General features: G+C 40.0%; 21 protein-coding genes and 5 pseudogenes. 1 reads left to right on the forward strand and 25 read right to left on the reverse strand.

Features of this window, described 5'->3' with window-relative positions; translation table 11 throughout:
* Positions 1-212: 212 nt before the first annotated feature.
* From pfkA to HSISS2_RS04105, 9 genes and pseudogenes are all read right to left on the reverse strand, one after another.
* Entirely contained in the window at positions 213-1,232 is a 1,020-nt protein-coding gene (gene pfkA, locus HSISS2_RS04065; protein ID WP_021145524.1) for a 6-phosphofructokinase, read from the reverse strand.
* Between the two features lie 91 nt (positions 1,233-1,323).
* Positions 1,324-4,433, reverse strand: a pseudogene (locus HSISS2_RS04070) (DNA polymerase III subunit alpha).
* A gap of 150 nt (positions 4,434-4,583) precedes the next feature.
* Positions 4,584-5,369: an L-threonylcarbamoyladenylate synthase gene (locus HSISS2_RS04075; protein WP_021145527.1), complete on the reverse strand. Its 786-nt coding sequence runs from the start codon at positions 5,367-5,369 to the stop codon at positions 4,584-4,586.
* Between the two features lie 96 nt (positions 5,370-5,465).
* Complete coding sequence (gene leuD, locus HSISS2_RS04080) at positions 5,466-6,056, reverse strand: 3-isopropylmalate dehydratase small subunit (protein WP_021145528.1); 591 nt, start codon at positions 6,054-6,056, stop codon at positions 5,466-5,468.
* Between the two features lie 9 nt (positions 6,057-6,065).
* Positions 6,066-7,447: pseudogene (leuC, locus tag HSISS2_RS04085) on the reverse strand (3-isopropylmalate dehydratase large subunit).
* Between the two features lie 30 nt (positions 7,448-7,477).
* The gene (locus HSISS2_RS04090) at positions 7,478-7,759 is read right to left on the reverse strand and encodes a DUF1294 domain-containing protein (protein WP_042766989.1); all 282 of its coding nucleotides are present in this window, start codon (positions 7,757-7,759) and stop codon (positions 7,478-7,480) included.
* Between the two features lie 4 nt (positions 7,760-7,763).
* Positions 7,764-8,789: a 3-isopropylmalate dehydrogenase gene (leuB, locus tag HSISS2_RS04095; RefSeq protein ID WP_042766990.1), complete on the reverse strand. Its 1,026-nt coding sequence runs from the start codon at positions 8,787-8,789 to the stop codon at positions 7,764-7,766.
* Between the two features lie 23 nt (positions 8,790-8,812).
* Entirely contained in the window at positions 8,813-10,375 is a 1,563-nt protein-coding gene (locus tag HSISS2_RS04100; protein ID WP_021145532.1) for a 2-isopropylmalate synthase, read from the reverse strand.
* Positions 10,376-10,722: 347 nt separating this feature from the next.
* Positions 10,723-11,415: a phosphoglycerate mutase gene (locus tag HSISS2_RS04105; protein ID WP_004184061.1), complete on the reverse strand. Its 693-nt coding sequence runs from the start codon at positions 11,413-11,415 to the stop codon at positions 10,723-10,725.
* 256 nt (positions 11,416-11,671) lie between these two features.
* On the opposite strand from HSISS2_RS04105, the gene HSISS2_RS04110 reads away from it, so the two are divergent.
* Positions 11,672-12,607: a dihydroorotate oxidase gene (locus HSISS2_RS04110; RefSeq protein ID WP_021145533.1), complete on the forward strand. Its 936-nt coding sequence runs from the start codon at positions 11,672-11,674 to the stop codon at positions 12,605-12,607.
* A 66-nt stretch (positions 12,608-12,673) separates the two neighbouring features.
* Here the strand turns inward: HSISS2_RS04110 and HSISS2_RS04115 are convergent, their stop codons facing one another.
* From HSISS2_RS04115 to HSISS2_RS04195, 16 genes and pseudogenes are all read right to left on the reverse strand, one after another.
* Positions 12,674-12,874 (reverse strand): hypothetical protein, encoded by a 201-nt coding sequence (locus HSISS2_RS04115; RefSeq protein WP_008534427.1) that lies wholly within the window; start codon positions 12,872-12,874, stop codon positions 12,674-12,676.
* Between the two features lie 58 nt (positions 12,875-12,932).
* A complete protein-coding gene (locus tag HSISS2_RS04120) occupies positions 12,933-13,208 on the reverse strand; it encodes an HU family DNA-binding protein (RefSeq protein WP_002884048.1) in 276 nt (91 codons plus the stop codon).
* Between the two features lie 136 nt (positions 13,209-13,344).
* Entirely contained in the window at positions 13,345-13,914 is a 570-nt protein-coding gene (locus HSISS2_RS04125; protein WP_004184064.1) for a YpmS family protein, read from the reverse strand.
* Positions 13,907-14,782: an SGNH/GDSL hydrolase family protein gene (locus HSISS2_RS04130; RefSeq protein ID WP_021145534.1), complete on the reverse strand. Its 876-nt coding sequence runs from the start codon at positions 14,780-14,782 to the stop codon at positions 13,907-13,909. Before HSISS2_RS04130 ends, HSISS2_RS04125 begins: the two co-directional genes overlap by 8 nt.
* A complete protein-coding gene (locus tag HSISS2_RS04135; protein ID WP_008534423.1) occupies positions 14,775-15,611 on the reverse strand; it encodes a DegV family protein in 837 nt (278 codons plus the stop codon). The genes HSISS2_RS04130 and HSISS2_RS04135 overlap by 8 nt, the downstream gene beginning before the upstream one ends.
* 69 nt (positions 15,612-15,680) lie before the next feature.
* Positions 15,681-17,350: pseudogene (recN, locus tag HSISS2_RS04140) on the reverse strand (DNA repair protein RecN).
* An 8-nt stretch (positions 17,351-17,358) separates the two neighbouring features.
* A complete protein-coding gene (locus HSISS2_RS04145; RefSeq protein ID WP_021145537.1) occupies positions 17,359-17,805 on the reverse strand; it encodes an arginine repressor in 447 nt (148 codons plus the stop codon).
* On the reverse strand, positions 17,792-18,619 hold the full coding sequence (locus HSISS2_RS04150) for a TlyA family RNA methyltransferase (RefSeq protein ID WP_021145538.1): 828 nt from the start codon (positions 18,617-18,619) through the stop codon (positions 17,792-17,794). The genes HSISS2_RS04145 and HSISS2_RS04150 overlap by 14 nt, the downstream gene beginning before the upstream one ends.
* Positions 18,612-19,485, reverse strand: a pseudogene (locus HSISS2_RS04155) (polyprenyl synthetase family protein). Before HSISS2_RS04155 ends, HSISS2_RS04150 begins: the two are co-directional and overlap by 8 nt.
* Before the next feature lie 57 nt (positions 19,486-19,542).
* Positions 19,543-21,018 carry an exodeoxyribonuclease VII large subunit gene (gene xseA, locus HSISS2_RS04165; protein ID WP_021145540.1) on the reverse strand — a complete coding sequence of 492 codons (1,476 nt, stop codon included), beginning with the start codon at positions 21,016-21,018 and terminating at the stop codon, positions 19,543-19,545.
* 188 nt (positions 21,019-21,206) lie between these two features.
* Positions 21,207-21,968, reverse strand: coding sequence for a hypothetical protein (locus tag HSISS2_RS04170; RefSeq protein ID WP_021145541.1), 762 nt, complete (start codon positions 21,966-21,968; stop codon positions 21,207-21,209).
* 126 nt (positions 21,969-22,094) lie between these two features.
* Positions 22,095-22,739, reverse strand: a complete 645-nt coding sequence (gene nth / locus HSISS2_RS04175; RefSeq protein WP_021145542.1) for an endonuclease III — start codon at positions 22,737-22,739, stop codon at positions 22,095-22,097.
* Positions 22,739-23,446 (reverse strand): annotated as a pseudogene (locus HSISS2_RS04180) (DnaD domain-containing protein). Before HSISS2_RS04180 ends, nth begins: the two are co-directional and overlap by 1 nt.
* Positions 23,447-23,506: 60 nt before the next feature.
* The gene (gene metA, locus HSISS2_RS04185; protein WP_021145545.1) at positions 23,507-24,451 is read right to left on the reverse strand and encodes a homoserine O-succinyltransferase; all 945 of its coding nucleotides are present in this window, start codon (positions 24,449-24,451) and stop codon (positions 23,507-23,509) included.
* Between the two features lie 170 nt (positions 24,452-24,621).
* Positions 24,622-25,140 (reverse strand): adenine phosphoribosyltransferase, encoded by a 519-nt coding sequence (locus HSISS2_RS04190; RefSeq protein WP_021145546.1) that lies wholly within the window; start codon positions 25,138-25,140, stop codon positions 24,622-24,624.
* A gap of 114 nt (positions 25,141-25,254) precedes the next feature.
* Positions 25,255-26,775: single-stranded-DNA-specific exonuclease C-terminal domain-containing protein (locus HSISS2_RS04195; protein ID WP_134981490.1), on the reverse strand; the 1,521-nt coding region annotated here is incomplete at its 5' end.

Below are 26,775 nucleotides of genomic sequence, written 5' to 3' on the forward strand. Positions count from 1 at the left end.
CCTTGATCAATTGAGCAATGTTTTTAGCAGATGCTTCACGGTCAAGTTTTTCACCCCAGTAACCATCTTCACCAAATTTTTTGCCGCCACGGATTTCAACCGCAGGACCAAGTGTTGCAACGATTTTTACACGTTTATTCATGATAAATAAAAACTCCCTTATATTTTTTGTCGCATTAGCGACGGATTAACAATAATTAATAGAACCGCTATTATTTCAAGTTAGCTAAAGAACGATTGAGGTCTGCAAAGTCAAGACGTGCTTTGTGAGGATTGTTGACGATAATTTTACCGTCTTCAGTAAGACTGAACAAAGCTCCTTCTTCTGCTGTACCAAGGATTGGGCTTTCAACAAGCTCTTCATTGTGGATACCAACAGCTACACCACCAATACCTTGTTTAAGGAGGTCAACCGCATGTGCACCCATCCATGAAGCAAGAACACGGTCACGCGCAGTTGGTGAACCACCACGAACCACGTGTCCAATGTTTGTTGCACGAAGATCTGAAGTATCTCCAGCTTCTTTCATTTTAGCTGCAAATTCTTCAGCACCCATGACACCTTCAGCAAGTACGATAACGTGGTGAGTTTTAGCACCTGATTCGTAACCTTCTTTAACTTTACGTACCACTTCGTTGATATCATACTCTTCTTCAGGTACGATAATTTGGTCTGCACCTGCAGCAATACCAGCCCAAAGAGCGATATCACCAGCGTTACGTCCCATAACTTCAACGACAAAAGTACGTCCGTGACTGAAAGCAGTGTCTTGAATCTTATCGATAGCTTCTGTTGCTGTTGCAACAGCAGTATCAAAACCAATTGTGTAGTCTGTACCAACGATATCGTTATCGATAGTTCCTGGAAGACCAACAGCTGGGAAACCATGTTCAGTCAAGCGCATAGCACCATGGTAAGAACCATCTCCACCAATAACTACTACACCTTCGATTCCATGTTTTTTAAGTTGCTCAATACCTTTAAGTTGACCCTCAAGTTGGGCAAACTCAGGATAGCGAGCAGACTGAAGGAAAGTTCCACCACGGCTGAGGATGTTGTCTACGCCTTTGGCATCAAGTTGGAAGATATCTCCTTCAACCATACCAGCGTATCCACGGTTAATGCCGAAGACTTCAATTCCTTCAGAAATTGCTTTGAGAACAACTGCACGAGCGGCAGCGTTCATACCAGGGGCATCTCCACCACTAGTCAAAACAGCAATACGTTTCATTATTCCTGATACTCCTTTTATATATTTAACATTATCATTATAACACAAACAATTCTAAATAGCTTGAAATTTGAAAAGTTTTACCAGTTTTTTATCTTATAACTGTTTTTAGAGTATATTGGGCCAATTCTTTTTGCAATTCTACCTCATCAGACACCCTAAAACGTTGACTGGCTATTGTTTCCTTACTTTCCTGATAACGGATGATAACAGGAATGTTACCCGGATACTTGGCTAGAATTTTGGAAATCTCTAAGTCCTTTTCATGATTTTCAAGTAAAATCCAGAAACGTTCCGTACTAGCTTCTTCCATATTCGCCAAAACTAATTGGATTCTCCCATCACGCTCCTGAGTTCGTCCCTCAAGATAAAAGAGACCTCCTTCTTTTAACTTATCCTTATGATAAAAATAGGTTTCCGGAAAAAGCGTCACATCTAGCTTGTTTATACCATCAGAGACACTCAGAAAAGCCATTTGATCACCTTTTTTGTTCTGATGATTCTAATTGATTCTAGTTGAACCAATACTGTGGCTTTACTATTTACTGTCAAATCTGAAATGGGCTGGTAAGGGTGCGTAGCCATTTTCTGAGCCAAATGTAAGGGATGAGGACTAAGACCAACACCCAGTAACTCCTGTTCCATATTATAACGGTCTATCTGACTATAATCGTCATAATCCACCCAGGAATAGGACGACTCTGCAAACAAGCTGCCTAACTCATTGACAAAAGTAAAGAGGTTACTTAAATTTCCAATGATTTTCTGACGATTCGTTTCAAAGATATCAAACAAGCCTATGTTGACTAAAGGTGTCAATACCTCTACTTTCTGATATTTCTTGGGAATACGTGTCAAAAAGTCTTCGATAGAGACGTATTTGCCATTTTCCTTTCGATCTTCAATAATCCAAAGAGCAAAATCTCTAGGAAAACCTTTAATGGTCTTTAGACCTAAAACAATTTTGCCATCTGAAATTTTGTCATGAAATGGAATTCTATTGATATCCAGTCTAGCCAAAGAAAAGCCATTTCCAATAGCATCCTTAATGTAATCACTAGACGAGTAATTCAGCATAACGTCATAGAAAACTTGAGGATAGTGGCTTTTGAAATAAGCCAATTGAAAAGCTAAAGCTGAATAAGCATAGGCATGACTCCTATTAAAACCATATCCGGCAAACTTAGCCATCATACTAAAGAGGCGCTCAGCAATTTGTGGGTTACGTCCTAATTGTTGACTGCCAGACATAAATGCCTCAGACATCTTAGACATTTCATTGGCATCTTTCTTAGACATGGCACGACGAAGCAGATCCGCTTTTCCTAGTGTAAAGCCAGCGAACACCTGAGCAATCTGCATAACCTGCTCCTGATAGAGCATAATACCATAAGTTGGCTCAAGGATAGGAGCAACAACAGGATCAATCAGATCTACTTTCTCCTTTCCATATTTACGAGCGATGAAATTGTCTATATAATCACTGGCTCCTGGACGGTTAAGAGAGGTTGTGGCAACCACTTCTTCAAATTTAGAGGGTTTTATACGTTTTAAGAGGTTTATGGCACCCGCTTGCTCAAACTGAAAAATCCCCTTGGTCTTACCACTGGCAAAAAGGGCGAGCGTCTGCGAATCTTCTAAATCAATCGACTTGATATCAATGACGACTCCTTGCTCTTCTTCCAACTTTTCCTTCATTTTTTGAACAAAGGTCAAATTGCGAAGCCCCAGGAAGTCCATCTTAAGAAGACCATTGGCTTCTACGGCAGAGGCATCGTATTGGGTAACCATCATGTCTTCACCGGCTTTTAGAGGGATGTGTTCTGTTAAGTCATCATCACTCATTACAATACCAGCAGCATGGATGGAAGTCTGTCTAGGCTGTCCTTCAATTGCCTTAGCAATTTCAAAAGCCCTCTGGAATTCCGGTCTCTGATTAATCAATTGCCTAAATGACATATTTTTCTCATAGACAGAGGTTAGATTATCACGAAAAGAAATCTTTTTGCTGAGTTGGGACAGTTCAAATTCCTTAGCTCCAAAACGTTTAAAAACATCTCGAATTGCCTGCTTGGCTCCAAAGGTAGAAAAAGTGACAATCTGAGCAGAGTGCATACTGCCATAACGGTCTCTCACATAATGTAGGAACTCACTTCGATAGATATCAGGCAAGTCAATATCAATATCTGGCATGGTATACCGTTCTTCATTTAGGAAACGCTCAAATAGCAAGTCATTTTTAACAGGGTCAATACCTGTTATATCCAAAGCATAGGCAACTAGGCTACCAGCTGCGGACCCACGCCCCATTCCCATATAGTAACCACGACTACGTCCAAAACGAAGGAGATCCCAAACGATTAAGAAATAGTCATCAAAGCCCATCTGATGGATGACTGCTAATTCTTTGTCTAAACGTTCCTGATAAACTGAGGCCGTTAACTCTTTAGTTTCCAAGCCATCTTGGGCTAATTGACGTAATTGATCAACTGCCAGCATGTCACGATTAAAACGGGGAAGCTTCAGTTCTGTGTCAAATTGATAAGTGATGTCTGAAACCAGTTGGTCCAAATTGTTTAAAGCATCTGGAATATCACTAAATGCGCTTTCCATTTCTTGAGGCGAGAAAAGAAGCTGACTCATAGGACAAATAGAGGCCTCTGACAAGGAAACATTTTGTGAGATGGCATGCAACATCTGAATCGTCGAGCGATCTGCATTATCAAAGTAACGTACTGTATGTAAAGGTAGGACAGGATAATCAAACTCTTTACCCGCATCTTCTGGTCTTACTCCAATAAAGACATCTGATTCAAACGCCATTCCTGGTTCCCACTCTTCACTGGGGAGGATAAGCGCAATCTCATTCAAATAGTTGGATAAAGCCGTAAACTCACCTTGTCCCGAGGAGAGCTCTGTTGCCAACTTCATCAAATTTTTATAGCCCTGATTATTTTTAGCTAAGAGACGAAATGCAATCATTCTTCCCTCGTAGACTAAATTTGCTTCCATACCAATCAAGGGACGTAATCCATTTTTAGTAGCCAGTTGCGCAAAATGATAGGCAGCATAGAGATTATCACGGTCCATCAAACCAAGGGCCTGGTATCCAAGCTCTTTGGCACGTTTGACATAGCATGGTAAATCTACAACACTATCCATGAAACTATACACTGATTTTGTATCTAATTGGGCAAACATGAGAGCCTCCTTTCAAAATTATTTTTTGTCAAATAATAATTTAGTTTTCTAAAAAATCAAAGAAACCTATTCAAATAGTATTATATCACAAGTTTTTAAGCATATTAAAAGCAGAACCAGAGGTCCTGCTTTCTTGAAGACATTATTTTCTTAATAATACTCACCTTGACGGTAGTTCCAAGAATTAAAGTGGTCTGAAAGGTGCATCATAATTTTATCTATATCAAGACCTTTACGGATAACTACTGGACATGGTTCTACTGAACGGCTTCCTTCACCTTGTTCAGGAATTAATTTACCGTCTGCATCAACCATTGATACCATAACACCTTGTTCATAACGTGTTTCAACAGTTTTATCAGGCTGAATTGACGCAACGTATTCATCAGCTTCGATGACAAGGTCAACAGCATTTTCAATACGTTCACCAATACCTTCAACCTTACCACGATTACCTTTACCTGAAGGGTTTGCTGATGAAGCATAAACCATCTTACCTTCTTTTTCCCACATTTCTTTGGCAATTTGCTCACCAGCTTTACCAAATTTAATAACGAAACATGATGTTCCTCGTACATCAGTCATAAGCTCTTCACGTCCATCACCAAATGCTTGGAGTTTTGCGTAAGCATCCTCACGCCACGGAAGAATACATCCAAGAAGAATATCTTCATCCCAGTGCTTTTGATAGAAAGCATCAATTTCAGGAGTCAATTGTGACAATGCACGCAACTCATCCATGCTTCCGCAAAGAACAACACCTGGTTTGTTACGATTACGTTCTTTAGCTTCGAATTTACGTTCCAAACCAGCTTTATCGCTAGTCATAATAATGTAACCAACTTTAGTTGGTGTAACGATACATCCACCTTCACCTTTAAGAATTTCAAAACCTTCTTGGTTAAGGTTACCATCCCATTGGACATGTTTAGTCATAATGTGTGTTCTCCATCTAATTTATAATATATATATTTTATCATGTTCATAGCTATCAGGCAAGCAATTTTCGGAATATTCGAAAATATAAGACTATTACTGCCAATAGCTTGGACGATGTTTTTCGTACTCGGTGATCAAATCCTCATACTGCAGGGTAATCCCTATATCATCTAATCCATTTAAAAGTTTATGTTTCCATTCACCATCAATTTCAAAAGTGAACTCACCAACCGGTGAAATAATCTTTTGTTGTTCTAAGTCTACCGTCACTTCATCAGTAGGTTTTAATTGTTTCAATTTTTGACGTACTTCTATCGGTTGAACAATTGGTAACATCCCATTATTAAGTTCATTATTATAGTGAATGTCTCCGAAGGAACCTGCAATAACAACTTTAAATCCATAGTCAGCTAGGGCCCACGCAGCATGTTCACGAGATGAACCTGCACCGAAATTATCACCTGTTATTAAAATAGTTGCTTTACGATATTCAGGTCGGTTAAAAACAAAATCAGGATCCTCAGTGTATTTGTTATCTTTATAACGCCAAGCATACATCAAATATTTTCCAAAACCTTTTTTGTCAATCAGTTTGAGAAACTGTTTGGGAAGAATCTGGTCGGTATCAATGTTATCATTCATCAATGGAACTGTCGTACCGGTATAAATGGTAAATTTTTCCATGTTTCCTCCTTATTGTACTTCTGGCATTTGGCGAACATCAACGAAACGTCCGGCGATAGCTGCTGCCGCTGCCATTGCAGGACTGCAAAGGTGTGTTTTTGCTCCAAACCCCTGTCGATCCTCAAAATTTCTATTACTTGTCGAAGCACAGTGGATCCCATCAGGCACTTTATCTGGATTCATTCCAAGACACATCGAGCATCCTGGGTCTCTCCATTCAAAACCAGCATCTTTAAATATCTTATCCAACCCAATTTTCTCTGCAGCTTGTTTAACAGGTCTAGAACCTGGAACCACAATAGCTGTCAAATTAGGGGCAATCTTCTTACCTTTAACAAATCTGGCTGCCAACTGCAAGTCACTCAAGCGAGCATTAGTACAAGACCCAATAAAGATATACCCAAGATCAATGTCTTCTGCTTTTTGACCCGGACGAAGATCCATATAATGGTATGCACGCTCATCATTCATATCTCGAACTTCAGGGAAAGCGTATCAAAATCTACTCCCATAGATGGATTAGTTCCCCATGTGACCATTGGTGCCAACTCAGAAACATCCATACGAATGACTTTATCGTATTCTACATCATCATCACTAACTAGTGTCTTCCAGTCAGCTACTGCTGCATCAAAATCCTCAGGAACACATTCTCGACCACGCATATAATCATATGTTGTTTGGTCTGGATTCATAATTCCCATTTTCGAACCAAATTCAATTGACATATTACAGATTGTCATGCGTTCTTCCATAGTCAAATGGTCAATTGCCTCACCACGGTACTCTACAACATAACCCACTCCACAAGCAACCCCATATTTAGCAATCAAGGCGAGAATGTAATCTTTTGAATAAATGCCTTTCTGAGGCTTCCCAGTAAATTCTACCAACATCTTTTTAGGTTTGACTTGCCAAAGTGTCTGTGTAGCAAAGACATGCTCAACCTCGCTCGTTCCAATACCAAAGGCTATAGCTCCAAAGGCACCGTGGGTAGCTGTGTGGCTATCCCCACAAACAATAAACTTACCTGGTTGCGTACGTCCTGTTTCTGGACCAACCATATGTACGATTCCTTGCTTATCCGAACCATGTGGCGCATTGTCAATACCAAACTCAATGACATTTTCAGCAAGTTTATCAATTTGTGCCTTAGAAATAACATCTCTAATATCAAAGATATTTACAGTTGGAACATTATGGTCAAAGGTCCCAAAAGTCAAATCTGGACGCCTTACTTTACGTCCAGCATCACGAAGACCTTGAAAAGCTTGAGGACTAGTCACTTCATGAATATAATGTTGGTCCACGTACATAAGTTGAGGTTGCCCCTCATCACCTGTAATTACGTGGCGTTCCCAAAGTTTATCGAAAATTGATTTTCCGCTCATAAAATACTCCAATTATTATCTAAGGATAAACTAATCCGAAAGTTTTGTTAAGATGAGATATAACATAACAAAATCATTTAGCAGGCCCAAAAGCCAACAAAGCTTAAAGTACCATTTCTTAATCTTATGTCTAAACACAGCCCCACCGAGAGAAGCACCAATACCACCCAAAATAAGGGTTTGAAATAATAATGTCTTCTCAGAAATTCGCCGCCTATGTCGAATAGCCTTGTGTTTGTCAAGCCCATAAGCACATAAAACAACGATATTCCATACCAACAAAACAGAAAGTAACACTTGTTTTAGTGTCATGATGTTAGAGATTGCTAATGATAGCTGCTGTCATTTCGGCAGTAGATGCCTGACCACCCAAATCACGTGTCAAGATGCCTTGATTCAAGGTCTTATCAACAGCATTTTCAATCAATTCTGCCCCTTCAGTTTCATTGAAACTTTCACGAAGCATCATTGCTACTGACAAAATCATTGAAATCGGATTGGCAATACCTTGACCAGCAATGTCAGGTGCTGAACCATGAATTGGTTCATAAAGACTTGGACCATTTTCTGAATGACTGGCTGATGGCATAACACCAAGAGTACCTGGAAGGACACTTGATTCATCAGACAAGATATCCCCAAAAAGGTTTTCTGTCACAACCACATCAAAACGAGCTGGGTTGGTAATCATAATCATGGCAGCACTATCAACGAGTTGGTGTTCAAGGGTTACATCTGGAAATTCCAAAGAAACTTCATCGGCAACCTTACGCCACAATTTAGAAGTTGCCAAGACATTCTGTTTATCAATGCTAGTGACTTTCTTACCACGACCTTGGGCAATCTTGAAGGCACGACGCATGATGCGACGAATCTCATCGGCTGAGTAATCATTGATATCACGAGCCTTATCTTCTTTTAAAATATGTTCACCAAAGTAAATACCACCTGTAAGCTCACGTACAACGACAAAGTCAACACCTTCAATACGTTCAGGTTTAAGAGGTGACAAGTGTTTCAAAGCATCAAAGATGCGGACAGGACGGATATTAGCAAAGAGATTCAACTCCTTACGAATGGCCAAAAGTCCTTGTTCAGGACGAACTGGCGCATTGTCATATTTAGGTCCACCAATTGCAGCCAAGAGGATAGCATCTGCTGATTTAGCAGCATCCAAAGTTGACTTAGGAAGTGGATGACCCTCGGCATCAATACCAGCACCACCAAATGGTTTAGCATCAATATCGTAATCAAATCTGATTTTTGAAGCTATTTTATCCAGAACTTCAAGGCCTGCTGCCATGATTTCAGGTCCAATACCATCACCAGAAAGTGTTACAATTTTTTTGTCATGTTTAACTCCTCTTAGGCTTGTGGAAGGTCACGGTAAGAAACTTTGCGTGCCATTTCACCAGAATTTTCTTTTTGAACAAGCGTATTTGCATTGATGTAGGCAATTGCTGAAGCTTTCAAAACATCAAAGTCCAAACCAGAAGCATTAAAGATAGTATCTGTATCTACATTTTCCACAGTTACGAGTACACGAGCTTGAGCGTCAATACCATCAGTTACAGCATCGATATTATAAGAAGTCAAGCGAACTGTTTGATTGAAGAATTTATCAATAGCATTGAAGATAGCTTCAACTGATCCTTGACCATTTGCCAAGAATTCCACAGACTCACCATCTTCATTAACTAGACTAACTGCTGCTGTGATTGTTTCATCAGCATTAGTTGTCAAACGGAGATCTTGGAAGTGGAAGCCTTCTGGATTCTCAACGTTAGTTCCAGCCACAAGTGCACGAATATCAGCATCAGTAATGTCATGTTTTTTATCAGCCAAGACTTTGAACTTCTTAAAGAGTGGTTTGATGTCTTCTTCCACAAAATCAAGATCAAGTTCTTTCAATTTTTCAATAAAGGCATGACGACCTGACAACTTACCAAGTGGAAGAGAGCTCTTCTTAACTCCCACAAGCTCTGGTGTAATGATTTCGTATGTAAGAGGATTTTTAAGGAAACCATCTTGGTGAATACCTGATTCATGAGAGAAGGCATTACCACCAACAACGGCTTTATTTTTAGGAATCGCAATTCCAGAATAACGAGACACAAGTTCAGCTGTGTTGACTGTCTCATTAAGCACAATATCACTTGTTGCTTGATAGTAGTCTTCACGGATATTAAGTGCTACAGCCACTTCTTCAAGTGCCGCATTCCCTGCACGTTCACCGATACCATTCACAGTTCCTTCAACACGACCAGCACCATTTTTAATAGCTGCAAGTGTGTTAGCTACAGCCATACCAAGGTCATTGTGGCAGTGAGGACTAAAGATGATTTCATGGTCTGATTTAACATTTTCAATGAGGTATTTGAAAATATGACCGAACTCTTCAGGAGTTGTAAAACCAACTGTATCAGGAATGTTAATGTAAGTTGCGCCTGCATCAACTGCTGTTTGAACAACTTCCAAGAGATAATCGAGTTCTGTACGAGTAGCATCCTCAGGTGAAAACTCAACCACATCAAAACGTTCACGCGCATAAGTCACATGTTCTTTGATGATCTCAAGAATTTCTTCTTTTGATTTCTTCAATTTGTATTCACGGTGAATAGGACTTGTTGCGATAAAGACATGACATTGAGGGAATTTAGCATCCTTGATAGCTTCGTAACAGGCATCAATGTCAGATTTTACAGAACGTGCCAAGCCAGAAACCGCAGTTGTCGTCATGGCAGCTGAAATTTGTTTCACTGCCTCAAATGAATCTGGACTAGCTGCTGGGAAACCAGCTTCAATTGAAGAAATCCCCCACTTCTCAAGTTGTTTAGCAATGGCAACCTTTTCTTTGATTGAAAAGTTAACACCCGGTGTTTGTTCACCATCACGAAGGCTCGTATCAAGAAATTCTACTTTACGCATAGACAATCCTCTTTCTAAAAATAAAAACAATAGTAGTAAAAAAACATCTCACTCGGAAACCCAAGCGAGATGTTTTTAACTCCCGCTTGGTAAGCCAAACAGGACTAATGCTTTTGCACTAGCCCTCATCACGCAATAGCAAAGTAGTTGTAGTTGCGAATGTCATTTGACTCATTTCCTTTCGATGTATCTTATCTAGTATGATACATCTTTCGAACTTGAAAGTCAAGGAAAAATTACTGAATTGACTGACTTTTCTGACCGTTTCTTTCAATTTTTTTCAGGAAAAGAAAAAAGCTGACCGAAGCCAACTTTTCTATTTGTTAGTAATAACTACTTAACTCAGCTTATTTTCCGAGGTAGTATTCTTTAACAACGTTCAATTTTTCGTCAAATTCGAATACCAATGGTGGGAAGTTTGGAATTTCAACATCCATGATTTCGTCATCTGACAATTGTTTGATGTGTTTTACAAGGGCACGAATTGAGTTACCGTGAGCACCTACGAATACGTTTTTACCATCTTTAAGAGCTGGAGCAATCTTATCTTCCCAGAATGGAAGAGCACGTTCCAAAGTAACTTTCAAGTTTTCAGCATCTGGAATTACTGAATCGTCAAGTGAAGCGTAACGACGGTCTTTGTGTGCTGAGTGTTCATCATCACGGTCCATGTTTGGAGGCAATACATCGTATGAACGACGCCAGATGTGAACTTGTTCGTCACCGAATTGTGCAGCAGCGTCTGCTTTATTTTTACCAGTCAATCCACCGTAGTGACGTTCGTTCAAGCGCCATGATTTTTCAACTGGAACCCAAAGTTGGTCAGATGCTTCAAGCGCAAGGTTTGTTGTTTTGATCGCACGTTTCAATACTGAAGTATAAGCTTGGTCAAATTCAATACCAGCTTCTTTGATCAATTTACCAGCGTCAATAGCTTGTTGAGTACCTTTTTCAGAAAGATCTACGTCAGCCCAACCTGTGAAAAGGTTAGCTTTGTTCCATTCAGACTCACCGTGGCGAGCGAAAACCAATTTTACCATTAGTAATGTCTCCTTTATATTTTGGGTTATACCCATTTACTCCTTCTATTCTACCCAAAAAACCTTAAAAAAGCCAGCAAAAATCCAAAAAATTCTGTAAAAGTCTACAGCTTCTTGCCTGGGGTATTAAAAATGCCTAGGTGAATTCACTTTTAAGATTATTGCCCATCTATTCTTTCCTTGTTTTAGGCATCTTTTCATGCTAAAATGAGATAAAATAGTAACATTTTGCTTTGTGATCTTTAAGGAGGATCTTATGGTTTCTACTGCTACAAAAATTGGCCAGTTTTCATTCGATAACTGCCTCATGAATGCTGCTGGTGTTCATTGCATGACCAAGGAAGAATTGGCAGAGGTTGAAGCTTCAGCCGCAGGTTCATTTGTTACAAAAACAGGAACGCTTGAAGCTCGCCCTGGTAATCCTGAACCTCGATATGTTAATGTTCCTCTTGGCTCTATCAACTCTATGGGTTTGCCTAATAACGGTTTTGAATACTACCTTGACTATGTCATTGAATTACAAAAGCAACCCAATACAAAAAATCATTTTCTTTCATTAGTTGGCTTGTCACCTGAGGAAACACACACTATTCTAAAAAAAGTTCAAGAAAGTGACTATGAAGGGCTCGTTGAACTCAACCTTTCATGTCCTAACGTTCCAGGTAAACCTCAAATCGCCTACGATTTTGAAACAACAACCGAGATCCTAACTGAAGTCTTTTCTTACTTTACGAAACCACTTGGTGTCAAATTACCACCTTACTTTGATATTGTGCACTTTGATCAAGCAGCTGCTGTCTTCAACCAATTCCCACTTGTTTTTGTCAACTGTGTCAACTCAATTGGTAATGGACTTTATATTGAAGACGAATCTGTTGTCATCAAACCTAAAAATGGTTTTGGCGGTATCGGTGGAGACTATATCAAGCCAACTGCCTTGGCAAACGTTCATGCTTTCTACCAACGTCTGAAACCTGAAATCCAAATCATCGGTACTGGTGGTGTCAAATCTGGGCGTGATGCTTTTGAACATATCCTTTGTGGAGCAAGTATGGTCCAAATTGGTACTGCACTTCAAAAAGAAGGTGTGGCTGTCTTTGACCGAATTACTAAAGAACTGAAAGAAATCATGGAAGAAAAGGGCTATGAAAGCCTTGAAGACTTCCGTGGAAAACTTCACTATATTGATTAATTCACTAAAAAAGAGCTTGGAAAAATCTCCAAGCCCTTTTTGTATACTTTGATGAGGATTCTCTTGTTAGACAAGACCATCATCGTCATGTTCATCCCAGTCTTCAAAAGGGTCTTTGCCCTCTTTTTCAGCTTGAAGACGTTTTTGACGTGCTTCTTCAATCTGTTCTTCACTAGGCTTAATCAGCTTACTTATAGCAACAATACCTGATAGTTTTATAACTGTGAAAACCAGAAGAAAAATCATTACCACGGTTAAGGTTGTCATAGTTTCCCTCTATCATTTCATGTAAAGCAAAACCCCTAAAAGCTTAGGGGTTTTAACATTATTTAACTGCGTCTTTAAGAGCTTTACCAGCTTTAAATGCAGGAACTTTAGAAGCTGCGATTGAGATAGCTTCACCAGTTTGTGGGTTACGACCTTGACGAGCAGCACGTTCGCGTACTTCAAAGTTACCGAAACCAATCAATTGTACTTTTTCACCTGCAGCAAGGAATTCTTCGATAGAAGCAAAAACTGCGTCTACTGCTGCTGCTGAATCTTTTTTAGTAAGTTCTGTTGCTTCCGCAACTTTAGCGATCAAATCTTGTTTGTTAGCCATTGTAACAATCCTCCAATATATTTCTAAGCGTAAAGTTTTTCTAGCGCTTGGACAAGTATTATCTTATCCTAAAAGACCTATCAGGTCAAGCAATAAACGCTAATTTCATTGCTTTTTTGCAAAAAGTAAAGGCTTTTTAATTTATTGTCTTGTAGATGTCAAATTCGATACGGTCATTGACCAAATCAAGACTCTTTGCACGTGCCGTTATTCCTTTTTCATTTTTCATTGATTGAATATTTAGGGTAACCTTTTCCTTCTTGTTATCAATGGAAATATAATCAGGTAACTTTGTCGAACGCTTAATCATCTTAAGAGCATCTGAAACAGGGAGGCTTAAAGAGCCAGCTGAAAGATCAGAAACTTTTAAAACGATTGCACCTGATTCACTGACAACCGGGGTGAAATAAACATAGAGGGGGACGGCATACCCTAAAACCTTATAACTACTCTCAAAAACAATTTTAGAATTAGTGACATTAACCTTGAAATGCATTTTATCAGTGGAATAATCTTGAGCAAAACCGGTTAGAGCTGCATCAAGTTCTTCTTTTGTCATGCTATAACGTCCAATTTTGGTAGCACCCTTAGGTAAGGACACTGAACTTGTTTCTACTGGGGTCATGACTCTATATGTCACAACACTTACTAGCGCTAAGTTCAAGGCTAGTAGCCCTAAAAATAGCCATTTCCATACCTTACTCACCTGACCACTCCTTCTTTGTTTGCGTAATACGTTTCAAAATAGCATCTGACATAATTTGATAACCTGTGTTGTTGGGATGAAAATGATCATCCTCAAAAAGGGCATCGTTAAGGTTCTTTGATGATGATTTAGAGGACTGGGATGTTTCATCCGAACTGGTCACGCCCCCTTTACCATCAATTCCCTTATAGAGTAAATCATTGACTGGAACAAAATAAACGTTTTGATATTCCTTGGAAACTTCTTCTGTAGCTTTGTTCCAATTATCAACAATCGTTTGCATCTCTGTCATATCAGGAAAGTTCAGATAGTAGGGATTGTAAATACCAACGATATAAATTGGCAATGTTTTATTGTCCTTACGAGCCAGCTCAACAATTTGTCGCAGCCTCTTTTGATAAGCCACAGCAGGTTTGTTGAAGGTATCAACACTAAGATTAGTGATATTATCCTTAACAACATGCATGACATCGTTACCGCCAACAGTTAAAGTCATTAGTTTGGCTTTTTTAAGGTCCCTCTGAATGTCTGCTTTTTCCTTCATCCGTTTGAGAATTTGGTTACTGGTATTTCCCGCAATGCCATAATTATTTGAGGTCACCTGCCAGTTAAAATCTGCCCCCATTGCCTGAGACAAAATAGGAACAAATCCACCTTGATTCGTGGTATCCCCTACACCTTGAGTAAGGGAGTCCCCAATAGCAACATAGGTGACCGTATCTTTTTTGTCAGACTTCAGTTTTCCGACAGTTTTTAATGACTGATGATTACTTGGCACGATGAAGACAAAGAGCACGACGAATACGGAAAAAAGCAAGAAGAAGCCCAGAAGGCTTCTAAGTAATACAGATTCTTTCAACTTATTCATAGCGAACCATTACGGCAAAGGCGCCTTCACCAGTGTGTGTTTGAATGATTGACCCTGTTTCAAGAATTGAAATTGGAGCACCCAATACCTCAAGTTTCGAAGCAAGTTCATGCGCCAAATCCGGTTTTCCTGCATAAGAAATACCAATCTCTGCTACTTTGCGATCTTTGATATTGTCAATGTAAGCATCTAACCATTTTGTAAAGGTCTTTGCCCCACGACCCTTAACAATAGTATTCAACTGATAATCTTTCAACTCCATAATGACACGGATGTTGAGTAATGATGATAAGAGTCCTGTAACACGTCCAATACGACCACCTTTGACTAGGTTTTCAAGGGTAGAGACGCCGATATGAAGCTCAGATTTGCTTTTTACTTCTTCAACACGTGCTACAATTTCTTCCAAACTAGCACCTGCTTGAGCTAATTTAGCCGCTTCGACCACTTGAAACTTAAGGCATTGATCTGTAAAACCCGAGTCCATAACAGTCACATCAGCACCTGAAAGACTAGCACCTTGACGTGAGGCTTCACAAGTCCCAGAAAGAGTATGCATGATGTGAATGGCCACGATATGTTCAGCGCCTTCATTGACAAGTTTTTCATAAGTTTCAGCAAACAGACCTACTGGCGGCTGACTTGTCTTTGGCAGCTCTTTACTATGTTTCATCATTTCCAAGAAGCGACCTTCTTCCCGAAGATCACTATCTGAATAGATGACACCGTCAACCATAACTGATAATGGCACAACAGTGATTTGATACTTTTTAACCAATTCTGGTTCAATCGTGATTGATGAATCAGTTACAATTCTAATTTTACTCATAATTTTCTCGCTTAACAAAAATTTATATTCTATTATAGCACGACTAGAGAGATTTGCCCAACTGTTTATCTAAACAGGACCATCTACTTTCAGCAAAGCTCTTGCTTGACTCAAGGCAGCATCGGTCACATTGTCACCAGCAAGCATCTTAGCAATTTCCTCAACCCTTTCGTCAGGAGTCAAGAGACGGACACGCGATACCGTCGTCTCATTATCACTTTCCTTAGAAATAAAGAACTGATAATCAGCAATAGCGATAACTTGCGGAAGGTGACTGATGGCTAAGACCTGACCATGACTTCCAATTTTATGAATCTTCTGAGCAATGGCTTGAGCAACACGGCCTGAAACACCAGTATCCACCTCATCAAAGACGATGCTGGTTTTGTCTTCTTTTCGGGCAAAAGCTGATTTAATAGCTAACATAAGTCGAGACAATTCTCCTCCTGACGCAACCTTAACAAGCGGTTTAAAGCCTTCGCCAGGATTAGTCGAAATGTAAAACTCAACTTGTTCATTGCCATCACGGTTAAATTTTCCCTTCGTAAAGGTTACTTTAAAATCTGCCTTATCCATATAGAGGTCACATAGCTCGGCCTTAATCTCCGCTTCAAGAGCCGTTGCAATCTGATGACGTGCCGCCTGTAAGGTCTCTGCAGACGCAAGCAAGTCTTTTTCCAGTTGCTTAAGCTCTTGTTCCATGGCATCTGATGAGCTGGAATTCCCAGTCAGAAGGTTGTATTCTTTAGTCGAATTGTCCAGGTAATCCAAGACATCATCGACAGTTCCACCATATTTACGGGTAATAGCATTAATGGTATCTAAACGGTGTTCAATCTCCTGCAAACGACCTGCATCAAAGTCTAGATTATCTAAAAGATCACCCAACTGTTTGGTTGCATCCTCAAGAACGTAATAGGCCTCTGATAGATTACCAGAGAGTTCTTTGTAATCAGAGTCATACTCTTCAAGGGATTGAAGGTCGTTCATGGCAGAGCGGACATTGGATAGACTAGAAAAATCTTCATTATCCAACATGACATAGGCATTTGTTAGTGTATCAGCTATCTGCTTATGATTCAGTAGTTTATCTCGCTCCTTCATCAAAGCAAAATCTTCTCCTGATTTTAAGGAAGCTGCCTCAATTTCTGCTATCTGAAAAGCCAGCATTTCAATACGAGCTTTATGTTCTTGCTCATTTTTCTGTTTTTCAAGAACAGCTTTTCTTAACTCACGGTAGCGGTCAAAATATTCTTGATACTTTTTCTTCGTTTGAAAAAATGCCTTATCTCCAAAAGCATCCAACATGCTAATGTGAAGAGCAGGTCTCATGAGTTCTTCCTGATCATGCTGACCATGAATATCGACCAAAAATGTCCTACTGCCTTAAGAATGGTTAGATTCACCATCTGGCCATTAATACGACTAACACTTCGACCATTTTGGAAGACTTCACGGCGGATAATCAATTCATCCTCAACAGGAATCCCATTATCTTCCAAGAGACTGACTAAAGCAGGATTTTGTTCAATTGAAAAGAATCCTTGAATTTCTGCCTTGGGAGCTGAATGACGTACCACTTCACTAGAGGCCCGTGCCCCTAGCATTAGATTCATAGCATCGATAATAATAGATTTCCCAGCTCCCGTTTCACCAGTAAGGACAGTCATCCCATTTTCAAAGTTAAGAGAAATTTCTTCAATAATTGCGAAATTCTTTATCGTAATTTCGAGAAGCATAAATCCTCCTATTCTTCAACCCACTTGACAATCTGTCCCTGTAATTCAATAGCTGCTAATTCTGACTGAGCCACTAAAAAGAGTGTGTCATCGTCAGCAATTAAACTAAAAATCAAGTGCTTGTATTCGTCCAAAAGAATCTTTTTGATGAGACGACTAGTTCCAGGCTGAACCTGGATATTCATGAAAGCTTGTTGACGGTCAATACGGATTAAGCGCTTAGATCCAACTGGAGATACACCTAAACGTCTAGGGGCATTTGAAAGCCCATAGATATAGGAACCATCTTCAGAAGGGACTTTTGTGATTCCAATTTCATTAATATCACGTGATACGGTGGCTTGAGTAGCTTTTAATCCCTCGTTTTGGAGTAATTTAACCAATTCTCCCTGAGTCGTAATTTTATTTTCTTGGACAATCTTTCGGATTAGCTCCAAACGATCATTCTTCTTCATTTTTCTTAAACTCCTTATGTGCTTGTGCTACAACTTCCTTGATAGCGGATATAACCTCATTCTTAGGCGAAGTTGTTTTCTCCAAGTGGGCCAGAAACTCAATATTACCATGGCCACCTTGAATAGGGGAAAAATCCAACCCTTTAACCGAAAAGCCATAATCAACTGCAAAAGCAGTGACTGTTTCTAGCACCTTCTCATGAACACTGCTCTCACGGACAATGCCATTTTTCCCAATTTGTTCACGACCTGCCTCAAATTGCGGTTTGACCAGGGCAACAACTTGTCCACCATCAACCAATACCTTAGCCAAAGCAGGTAGAATCAGATTAAGAGAGATAAAGCTGACATCAATAGATGCAAATGATGGTAAGCCTTCAGTAAAATCGGTAGGTTCAGCATAACGAAAATTGTACTGTTCCATGGAACGAACACGTTCGTCCTGACGCAGTTTCCAAACCAGCTGGTTAGTACCGACATCAACAGCATAAACCAGTTTAGCCCCATTTTGAAGCATAACATCAGTAAAACCACCTGTCGAAGCACCAATATCAATCGTAGTCATGCCTTCAACTGAGAGATTGAAAACCTTCAAGCCTTTTTCAAGTTTAAGACCTCCACGACTGACATACTTGAGTTTTTCCCCTTTAAGCTTCAACTCTGTCGCATCATCAATTTTTTCACCAGGTTTGTCATAACGCTCACCATTGATAACATTCACAACCAAACCAGCCATAACGCCACGTTTAGCTTGTTCTCGTGTGTCAAAAAGGCCTTGTTTATAGGCCAAGACATCTACTCTTTCCTTAGGCATGGAGTCGTAACCTTTCTATGATTTCTATAACGCTGTCCTTTTTAAAAACTTGACTCTCAGCCAAATTTTGGAAGATAGCCTCAGCTTTGTTAAGAGATTCCTCAAGAATGTCATATGATTTATCCAAACCAAGTAGGGCAGGGTAAGTTGATTTCCCAGCCACCACATCTTTTCCAGGTGTTTTTCCCAAGGCTTCAAAATCAGCTGTCACATCCAAGATGTCATCACGCACTTGAAAGGCTAGACCAATCAGCTGACCGGCTTCCTGAAGATTGTCCAAAACCTCTCGTCCTTGTTGAGCAACAATACCTGCTGCCACAAAAGGAAAGGTTAAGAGCTTACCTGTCTTATGTTCATGAATCTGAGCCAGTTGTGATAAATCAAGTTCTTGACCTTCACCCTTCATATCCAGCATCTGACCACCTACCATACCAAAGGTTCCCGAAGCATGAGAGAGAGCTTGAATCAATTCAACACGAATTTCTGCTGATAGCTCTGTTTGGGCAAGTAAATCAAAGGGGTCTAAAAAGAGAGAATCACCAGCCAAAATCGCCGTTGCTTCGTCAAATTTTTTATGGTTTGTCAAACATCCTCGACGGTAATCATCATTATCCATGGCCGGCAAATCATCGTGAATCAGACTTCCTGTATGAATCATTTCAAGACTCGCTGCGACATCAAAATGACTATCAGTTAACTCTAAACCAAATCCTTCAAGCAAATCCAAGAAAATGAGAGGACGAATACGCTTACCGCCACCATCAACTGAATAAAAGAATAGCTGTAATCAGTTCATTTGATACTGGAAGATTCTTCTTTTGGTAGTAATCACGGATAGCAGCATCAATTTTTTCACGCTTAGTCATTAGGCATCCATTTCCGTTTCTGTACCGTCTGCTTGCATAACCTTAACCAATGTCTTTTCAGCATCTTCCAAGGTCTTCTGCAAATCTTTTAGACAGGGCCATACCCTTTTGGAACTCCGCAATAGCATCTTCAAGAGCAACATCGCCTGTCTCAAGTTTAGTAACGATGGCTTCTAGGTCCTGTAAATTTTCCTCAAATGTTTTTTTCGTTGACATTTTTACCTCTACTTCTAGTTCTCCATCCCTCATTTGGATAGTTAATTGATCACCTTCAGTAATATCCTTGATAGTGGTTAGGGGCTTATCGTCTTTATTGACAATAGCATAGCCCCTTGCAACAATACGACTAGTGTCCAGTGATAATAGAGCCTCTTGTGCCTTCTCTAGTCTGACACGATAGCCGTTAAGGGTGTTCTTGGTTGTAGTAACTAACAAACGCTGTAAGGACTCCCGACGGTCCTGATAATTCTCTACACTAGCAAAGAGATTCAAACCTTGCAGTCTCTGACTTAAAAGAGCCGTTTCTTTTTGTTTACGTTCAAACTCCTGCTTTATCAAGGTTTCAAGTCGGGTTGTCAAATGGTCAAGCTTTTGCAAATAGCCGTCATAGAGGCGCTCAGGCTGCCTAAAGACAATAGACTGTGACAATTTGGCTAAACGCTCTTGGTTATACTGTATACGTCTCAAACAAGCTTGATAAGCCCTGTTTTGTCTTTCCCGAATCCAAACCAAGGTATCCGCCTTAGATACTGGCGTTGCAAGCTCTGCCGCTGCTGTAGGGGTAGCGGCCCTACGATCTGCTACAAAGTCAGCCAAAGTCGTATCGGTTTCATGACCCACACTAGAAATCACAGGCAAACGACTCTCAAAAATCGATTGCACCACAATTTCTTCGTTAAAGGCCCAAAGATCTTCGATAGAACCTCCACCACGACCGACGATTAAAAGATCCAGATCATCCCTTTGATTGGCTCTTTGGATATTTTCAGCAATTTCTTGTGCAGCTCCTTCTCCTTGAACCTTGGTAGGAAAGAGTAAAATCTCTACTCCGGGAAAACGACGACTAACTGTTGTAATGATGTCTCGAATAACCGCACCACTAGGACTCGTGACAACCCCAACCTTTTTGACAAAATTAGGAAGAGCCTGTTTATGACGCTCGTCAAAATAACCTTGGGCAGTTAGTTTCTTACGAAGCTGTTCAAATTGGAGAGCCAAGGCACCCACACCATCTGGCTCAGCTTTCTCGATAATAATCGAATAGGAACCACTAGGCTCATAGATTTGCACCCGACCAACAACATTGATTTTCATCCCTTCTTCGAGGTCAAAACCAAGTTTTTTGAAGACTCCTGCCCAAATTGTTGCTTGGATAACAGCTCCCTCATCCTTAAGAGAAAAATACTGATGACTAGGCCGACGACGAAAATTGGAAACCTGACCTGTCAAATATACCCTCTCTAAATAAGGATCACGGTCAAATTTCATTTTCAAATATTTGGTTAAAGAGGTGACCGAAAAATAGTCTGACACGACAACTCTCCTTTTTAAAACTGATTAGTGAAAAATCCGAGGAGACTAAAAAAGTTCCGTCGAACTGATAATCTCAAATCTCCATAATCAACTTTTTAATTGTATACACGATTACCTTAAATTATACCAAAAAAGACTGTCAAAAGACAGTCTCAGACACCCTAGTCAGGCGTTTTATAACGGTTTAATTAGCTTGTTGAATATTTTTTGGAAACGACGTCCCAAGATCCACTTGAACCATCAAGACCACCATAGGCTTCTAACTGACCTTTTTTGTCAACTCGGAAAAGAAGGACATTATTACCATAACTATCAGAGAGTTGGGCATAGACTAGATTATCGTCATCGTCAGTCCATGAATAAACATTCCAACCCAGATTTTTATAACTTTCGCCTGTTGAGCCTTGTTCCTTGGCATAGGTAGAAACTACCCAGTCTTCTAACTGCTGATCAGACAATGATGACGTATCAACATTAGAGGACTGATTATCTGAAGATGCTGCAGCTGCTTCCTTACTTTTGGCTAACTGGCCATTTTTCCAAGGATTGGTTACGTTTTCGTTTTGGTTATTACTATACCACATTAGAGTGACAACAGGAATCACAACAGCAGCTACTGCCACAACGCCAATCACCCATCTAATCACTTTAGGGTCTCTTAGCCTATCAAAACTCGAAACCTTCCTACTTCTAGTAGGTTCATTCTTACGACGTCTAAATTCGCTCACAGCTTTTTCCTCTTTTTCTTGAAAGTAGTCCCTTTTTTTCTTTTCCTCTTGTTCCAAGAGTTTTTGCACTTCCTTACGGCCCTGCGGATCACTCGTTTGAGCCAAAGAAATTTGCAACTGAAAGATACGATTATCCAAAGCCTGCTCATATTCTTTGGCTGCTTCTCTATCACCATTATCTGCTAAGGCTCTGAGATACTCTTCATTACTGAATTCAGCCATACTATACCGCTCCTGCTTCTAAATCGTTTCTTCTATTTTCTTAAAGCCTGAGACTTTTGTCAAGTTACTAGTTTGTAACAAAATCTTACAGCTATAAAAAAGTTGAAGAAACTCACATTCTCCAACTTATTTCTTAATCATTTCCTTATAATACTTACAATAGCTTTGAAGGGGGCAGGACTGACATTTAGGATTCTTAGCTAAACAATGATAACGTCCAAAGAAAATCATGCGATGATGACTAATAATCCAGTCTCTTTTGGGGATTTTCTTCATCAACTCTGCTTCAATTTCCTCTACAGTTGCATCTTCTGCAACAATATTTAGGCGTTTCGAAACACGTGAGACATGTGTGTCAACAGCAATGGACGGAATCCCATAAACTTCGGCTAAAACAACATTAGCTGTTTTCCTTCCCACACCAGGTAAACTCTCTAATTCTTTGTGTGTTTTGGGAACTTGCCCATCAAAATTCATTAGAATAGCTCTTGCCGTTTTAATGATATTCTTAGCTTTATTCTTGTAGAGGCCGATGGTCCGTAAGCACATTTCAACGTCATCAAGATTGGCAGATGCTAAATCTTCAATTTCTGGATAACGCGCCCATAAGCCTGGTGTAATCTTATTAACAGCCTTGTCTGTTGTCTGGGCTGATAAAATAACAGCAACTAATAGCTGGAAAGGAGTTTCCCACTCCAACTCTCCATGAGCATTGGGAAACATCTCTCCCATCAAGGCTAGAGCTTCATTAACACGCTTTCTTCCCAACATTATTGGCCCCCCCATAATTGACGGCTGCATCCATTCCTGTTTTGAAGTCTTCCGAAACCTGATGAGCCTGTTTCTTTCCTTGATGCTCCAGACGACGCTGTTCAACTTGAAGTTTAGTAGTGATGCCACTCAATTTCCAGTTGCGAAGAACGCCTTTAACGTAATTCCAATTTGTTTTTGGTTAAAGACAGCTTCTCTCAAAGCCTCACGAATAAGTTCAGGATCAGTATGTTCTTCTTGAATTTCCTTGTTTAAATCTTCAATAACCATAGGATTCAAGATTCCCAAAGCCTGTTCCAACTCATCCGTCAGTTGTTTGATGAGTTGTGTATTGGTTGGTTGACCAACGACAGGGCCTGACACTGTCTTTTCCTTACTCATTAGCTTATCTAAAATAGCTAAAGCAGGTGAAGCATCAACAACCATCTCAATTTCATTATTAACCTTAATTGTTGTGAAATCAAGGAGTCCGGCCTCAGTCAATGTCGTAATACTCTTATTAACCTCAGTTGGTGTCTTGCCAGTTGCTTGCGCAATCTGACTAGAAGCCACTTCTCCAATCTGAGTTGTCGTTTGCAGATAGAGAAATTGCCAGACTAAAAAGTCATCCGCCGACGGAAAATATCCTTAAAATGGAAAAACAAGGCGTTTGGAAGGACCAGATTTCCTGATCGATACTGTTCAAAAAACTCATAATAACCTTTCAGAGTTGCTAGACTGACGCCAAAAGTCTAAATAATCACATATAAGACTCTTGAATCTGTCTGCTACAAATAACCGTAGAATGAAAAATCATCTTCCAACTCTTCTAAACGATATGGTGTTTCTTGATAGACCGCGTAGTTAATCCAATTACTAAAGAAAGCTGATGCTGCAAGGTTCCAACGCAGTTGAGGTTCCTGATTAGGATCATCCTCTGGAAAATAATTCGCTGGTACATCTGGGTTAATGCCCACAGCCAAGTCCCTTCGATATTCTCTAGCCAATGTATCTCTGTCATATTCAAAGTGGCCGAAACTATAAACCTCACGAAGATTCTTACTGGCTAAAATAGACAGTCCTACTTCAGGCCCTGAAACAACAACATCTAAATCTGTCTTGTTTTTGATATCTTCAAGAGTGACTTCTGTATAGCGTGAGTGAGGTGATACAAAGCTGTCATCAAAGCCATTCATGAGGAAATTTTCTGGCATATCAACGGTTTGTTTATAGATTCCAGATAATTTCTCTGGCAAGGCAACCTTGTCAACCCCATGTTTGTAGTAAAGGCCTGCTTGAGCCCCCCAACACAAATGAAGGGTTGAATAAACATGCTTTTTAGACCAGTCAAAAACTCGTGTCAATTCCTGCCAATAATCAACTTCCTCAAAAGGCATTTGTTCAACAGGAGCCCCCGTCACGATAAGACCATCGTAATACTTGTCCTTGATTTCATCAAATGTCTTATAAAAATTCTTCATATGTTCGGCATGGGTGTTTTTCGATTTATGGCTAGCCATATAAAGAAACTCAACGTTAATCTGTAGTGGCGTATTTGCCAAAAGACGTAGCAACTGGGTTTCTGTCACTTCTTTAGTTGGCATTAGGTTAAGGATTAGGACCTCCATTGGTCGTATATCCTGACTACTAGCCCTATTCTCATCCATGATGAAGACATTTTCCGAACGCAATACATCAAGAGCTGGTAACTTATTATCAAGTTTTATAGGCATAACAACATCTCCATCCTTGTCTATTCTATCTTCATATTATAAACCGGGGAGGTATTGTTATCAAATATATATTTTCTCTAGTTAGCTATAGCTTAAAACTATATAAGAAAGCATATTCTGTTTAAAAGAGTTAAAAAGGCCCTAAGGCCTTTTGTAAAATCAGGAATAAATTATCCTGGGAAGTTCATCAATACTTTAGTGTCATAGCCTTCAATAGCTTGACGTCCATTAAGACCGTCAAGTTCAATCAAGAAGGCACAACCAGCAACAACACCGCCAAGGCGTTCTACCATTTCAATTGTGGCTTTCACAGTTCCGCCAGTCGCCAAGAGATCATCAACGATAAGGACACGTTGGCCAGGTTTAATGGCATCAGCGTGCATACAAAGCGTATCAACACCGTACTCTTTTTCGTAATCTGCTGAAATGACTTCACGTGGCAATTTACCAGGTTTACGAACTGGCGCAAAGCCAATTCCAAGTTGATAAGCAACTGGACATCCAACAATGAAACCACGTGCTTCTGGACCAACAATCATATCAATCTTCATATCCGTAGCATACTGAACGATTTCACGAATAGCATAGCCATAAGCTTTTCCATCAGCCATCAATGGGCTAATATCACGGAAAGTAACCCCTTCTTTAGGGTAGTTTTCAATAGATGCAATATAGTCTTCTAATTTCATTTGTTCTTCCTATAGGCATTTTGCCAAAAAATATTTACACATTATTATAGCATGAATCCGTGGATTTAGAAAATGCTACCCCCTAGATTCTAAGCCAATTATCTTAGTTGATCACTACTGCTCTGGCTTGTAGAGCCAATCATAAATTTCCTGTGGTGTTCCCAAAGCCATAAGTTCTTGAAACTTAACTAAATGTTTAAGGTCTTGGAAAATCTGACTGTCTTCAATGTCACGTTTCTTAGCTTCTTTATTAACCGTCATGACACCATTATCAATGGTCACAAAATCCAATTCATCAAAAATCTGAATCATCTTGATAAGGAGAATTTTATCAATTTTAAGGTAATGACTGAGGTCATCTAGTTTATAGCGGACATCAAACTCTGGAAATTGGTAGATGGTCTTATAGAGCCTTGCGAACTGCTCTCTGGTTCCATAGCCGGTCAGATAATAAGCCTGTTTGATGCTATTCTTAAAGTATATCGCTTGGAAATCCTTACCTTCAAACCACTCTTTCAATTCTGTCGCAGATTCAGGCAACTTATTAAGGACTACCTCAGGTGCTGTGTCTGATGCTTCTTCTACCATCGGTACGCCTTCTGGTAGAGTCATATTTTTAGCACGAATATCAAATAATTGGATTCCTTCTACACGCGCATCCTCAAGCATAAGCTGGAGTGTTGTCTGACCATTCCAAACATTTACAGATAAGGTCACGGCTAATTCCAAACCTTGAGCTTGTTGGAATTCTTGAAGCAAATCACCCTTATTGAAGGCGACAACATCAAAACTAGCCTTGCCTTGCTTAACCTTAAACTTAAGATGGGCTCCATTTTGCCCCATGGTCCTGGCTTGAGTCACTGTAATATCATGTAGCCAAAAGACTGGCTTTTTATTATCCATGCCAAAAGGAGCTAATTTCCCCAGGCTCTTTATGGTATCCAAGCTAAGCTCACTGAGCTTGAGTTCCTCGTCTAGATTGAGTGTATTTTTAGCGCTTGTATCAATGTCATTGTCATAGACATAATGGCACAAAATATCGGAGAGTTGACCAAGATTTTCCTCTGGAAGGGTCATTCCAGCTGCTCCAGCATGCCCTCCAAAAGCAGTAAAAATGTCTCGATGATTATCTAGGGCATGGAAGATATTGATAGATTCCAGACTACGGGCTGAACCCTTAGCCAGACCATCTTCGATATTTAAAACTACCACTGTCTGGCTGATTTGTTCCATGATGCGACCAGCAACAATGCCGAGAACACCCGGATGCCAGCCTTCCTTAGCCAAAACCTGAACAGGCTTACCCAAGTCTACCATAGTCATGGCTTCATCAAAGATTTTTTGAACAACTTCCTTGCGTTCTTCATTTTTGGCATTTATATTCAGAGCAATGGCTTGAGCTTCTTCATCGTCAAATCCAGTCAGCAGTTCAATAGCTGAATTTGGATCATCTAAGCGCCCCAAGGCATTGAGTTGAGGGGCCAGTTTAAAACCTACTGTTTCTTCAGAAATCGTTGTTGGATCTACATCTGAAATACGGAGTAACTCTTGCAGTCCAATACGCTCAGTAGTCTTTAGAATTTCCAGGCCGACCTTAACCATAATACGATTTTCATCCGTTAGGCTAACCATATA

The sequence above is a fragment of the Streptococcus sp. HSISS2 genome, from assembly GCF_000448665.1.
In the GTDB taxonomy this organism is placed as follows: Bacteria; Bacillota; Bacilli; order Lactobacillales; family Streptococcaceae; genus Streptococcus; species Streptococcus raffinosi.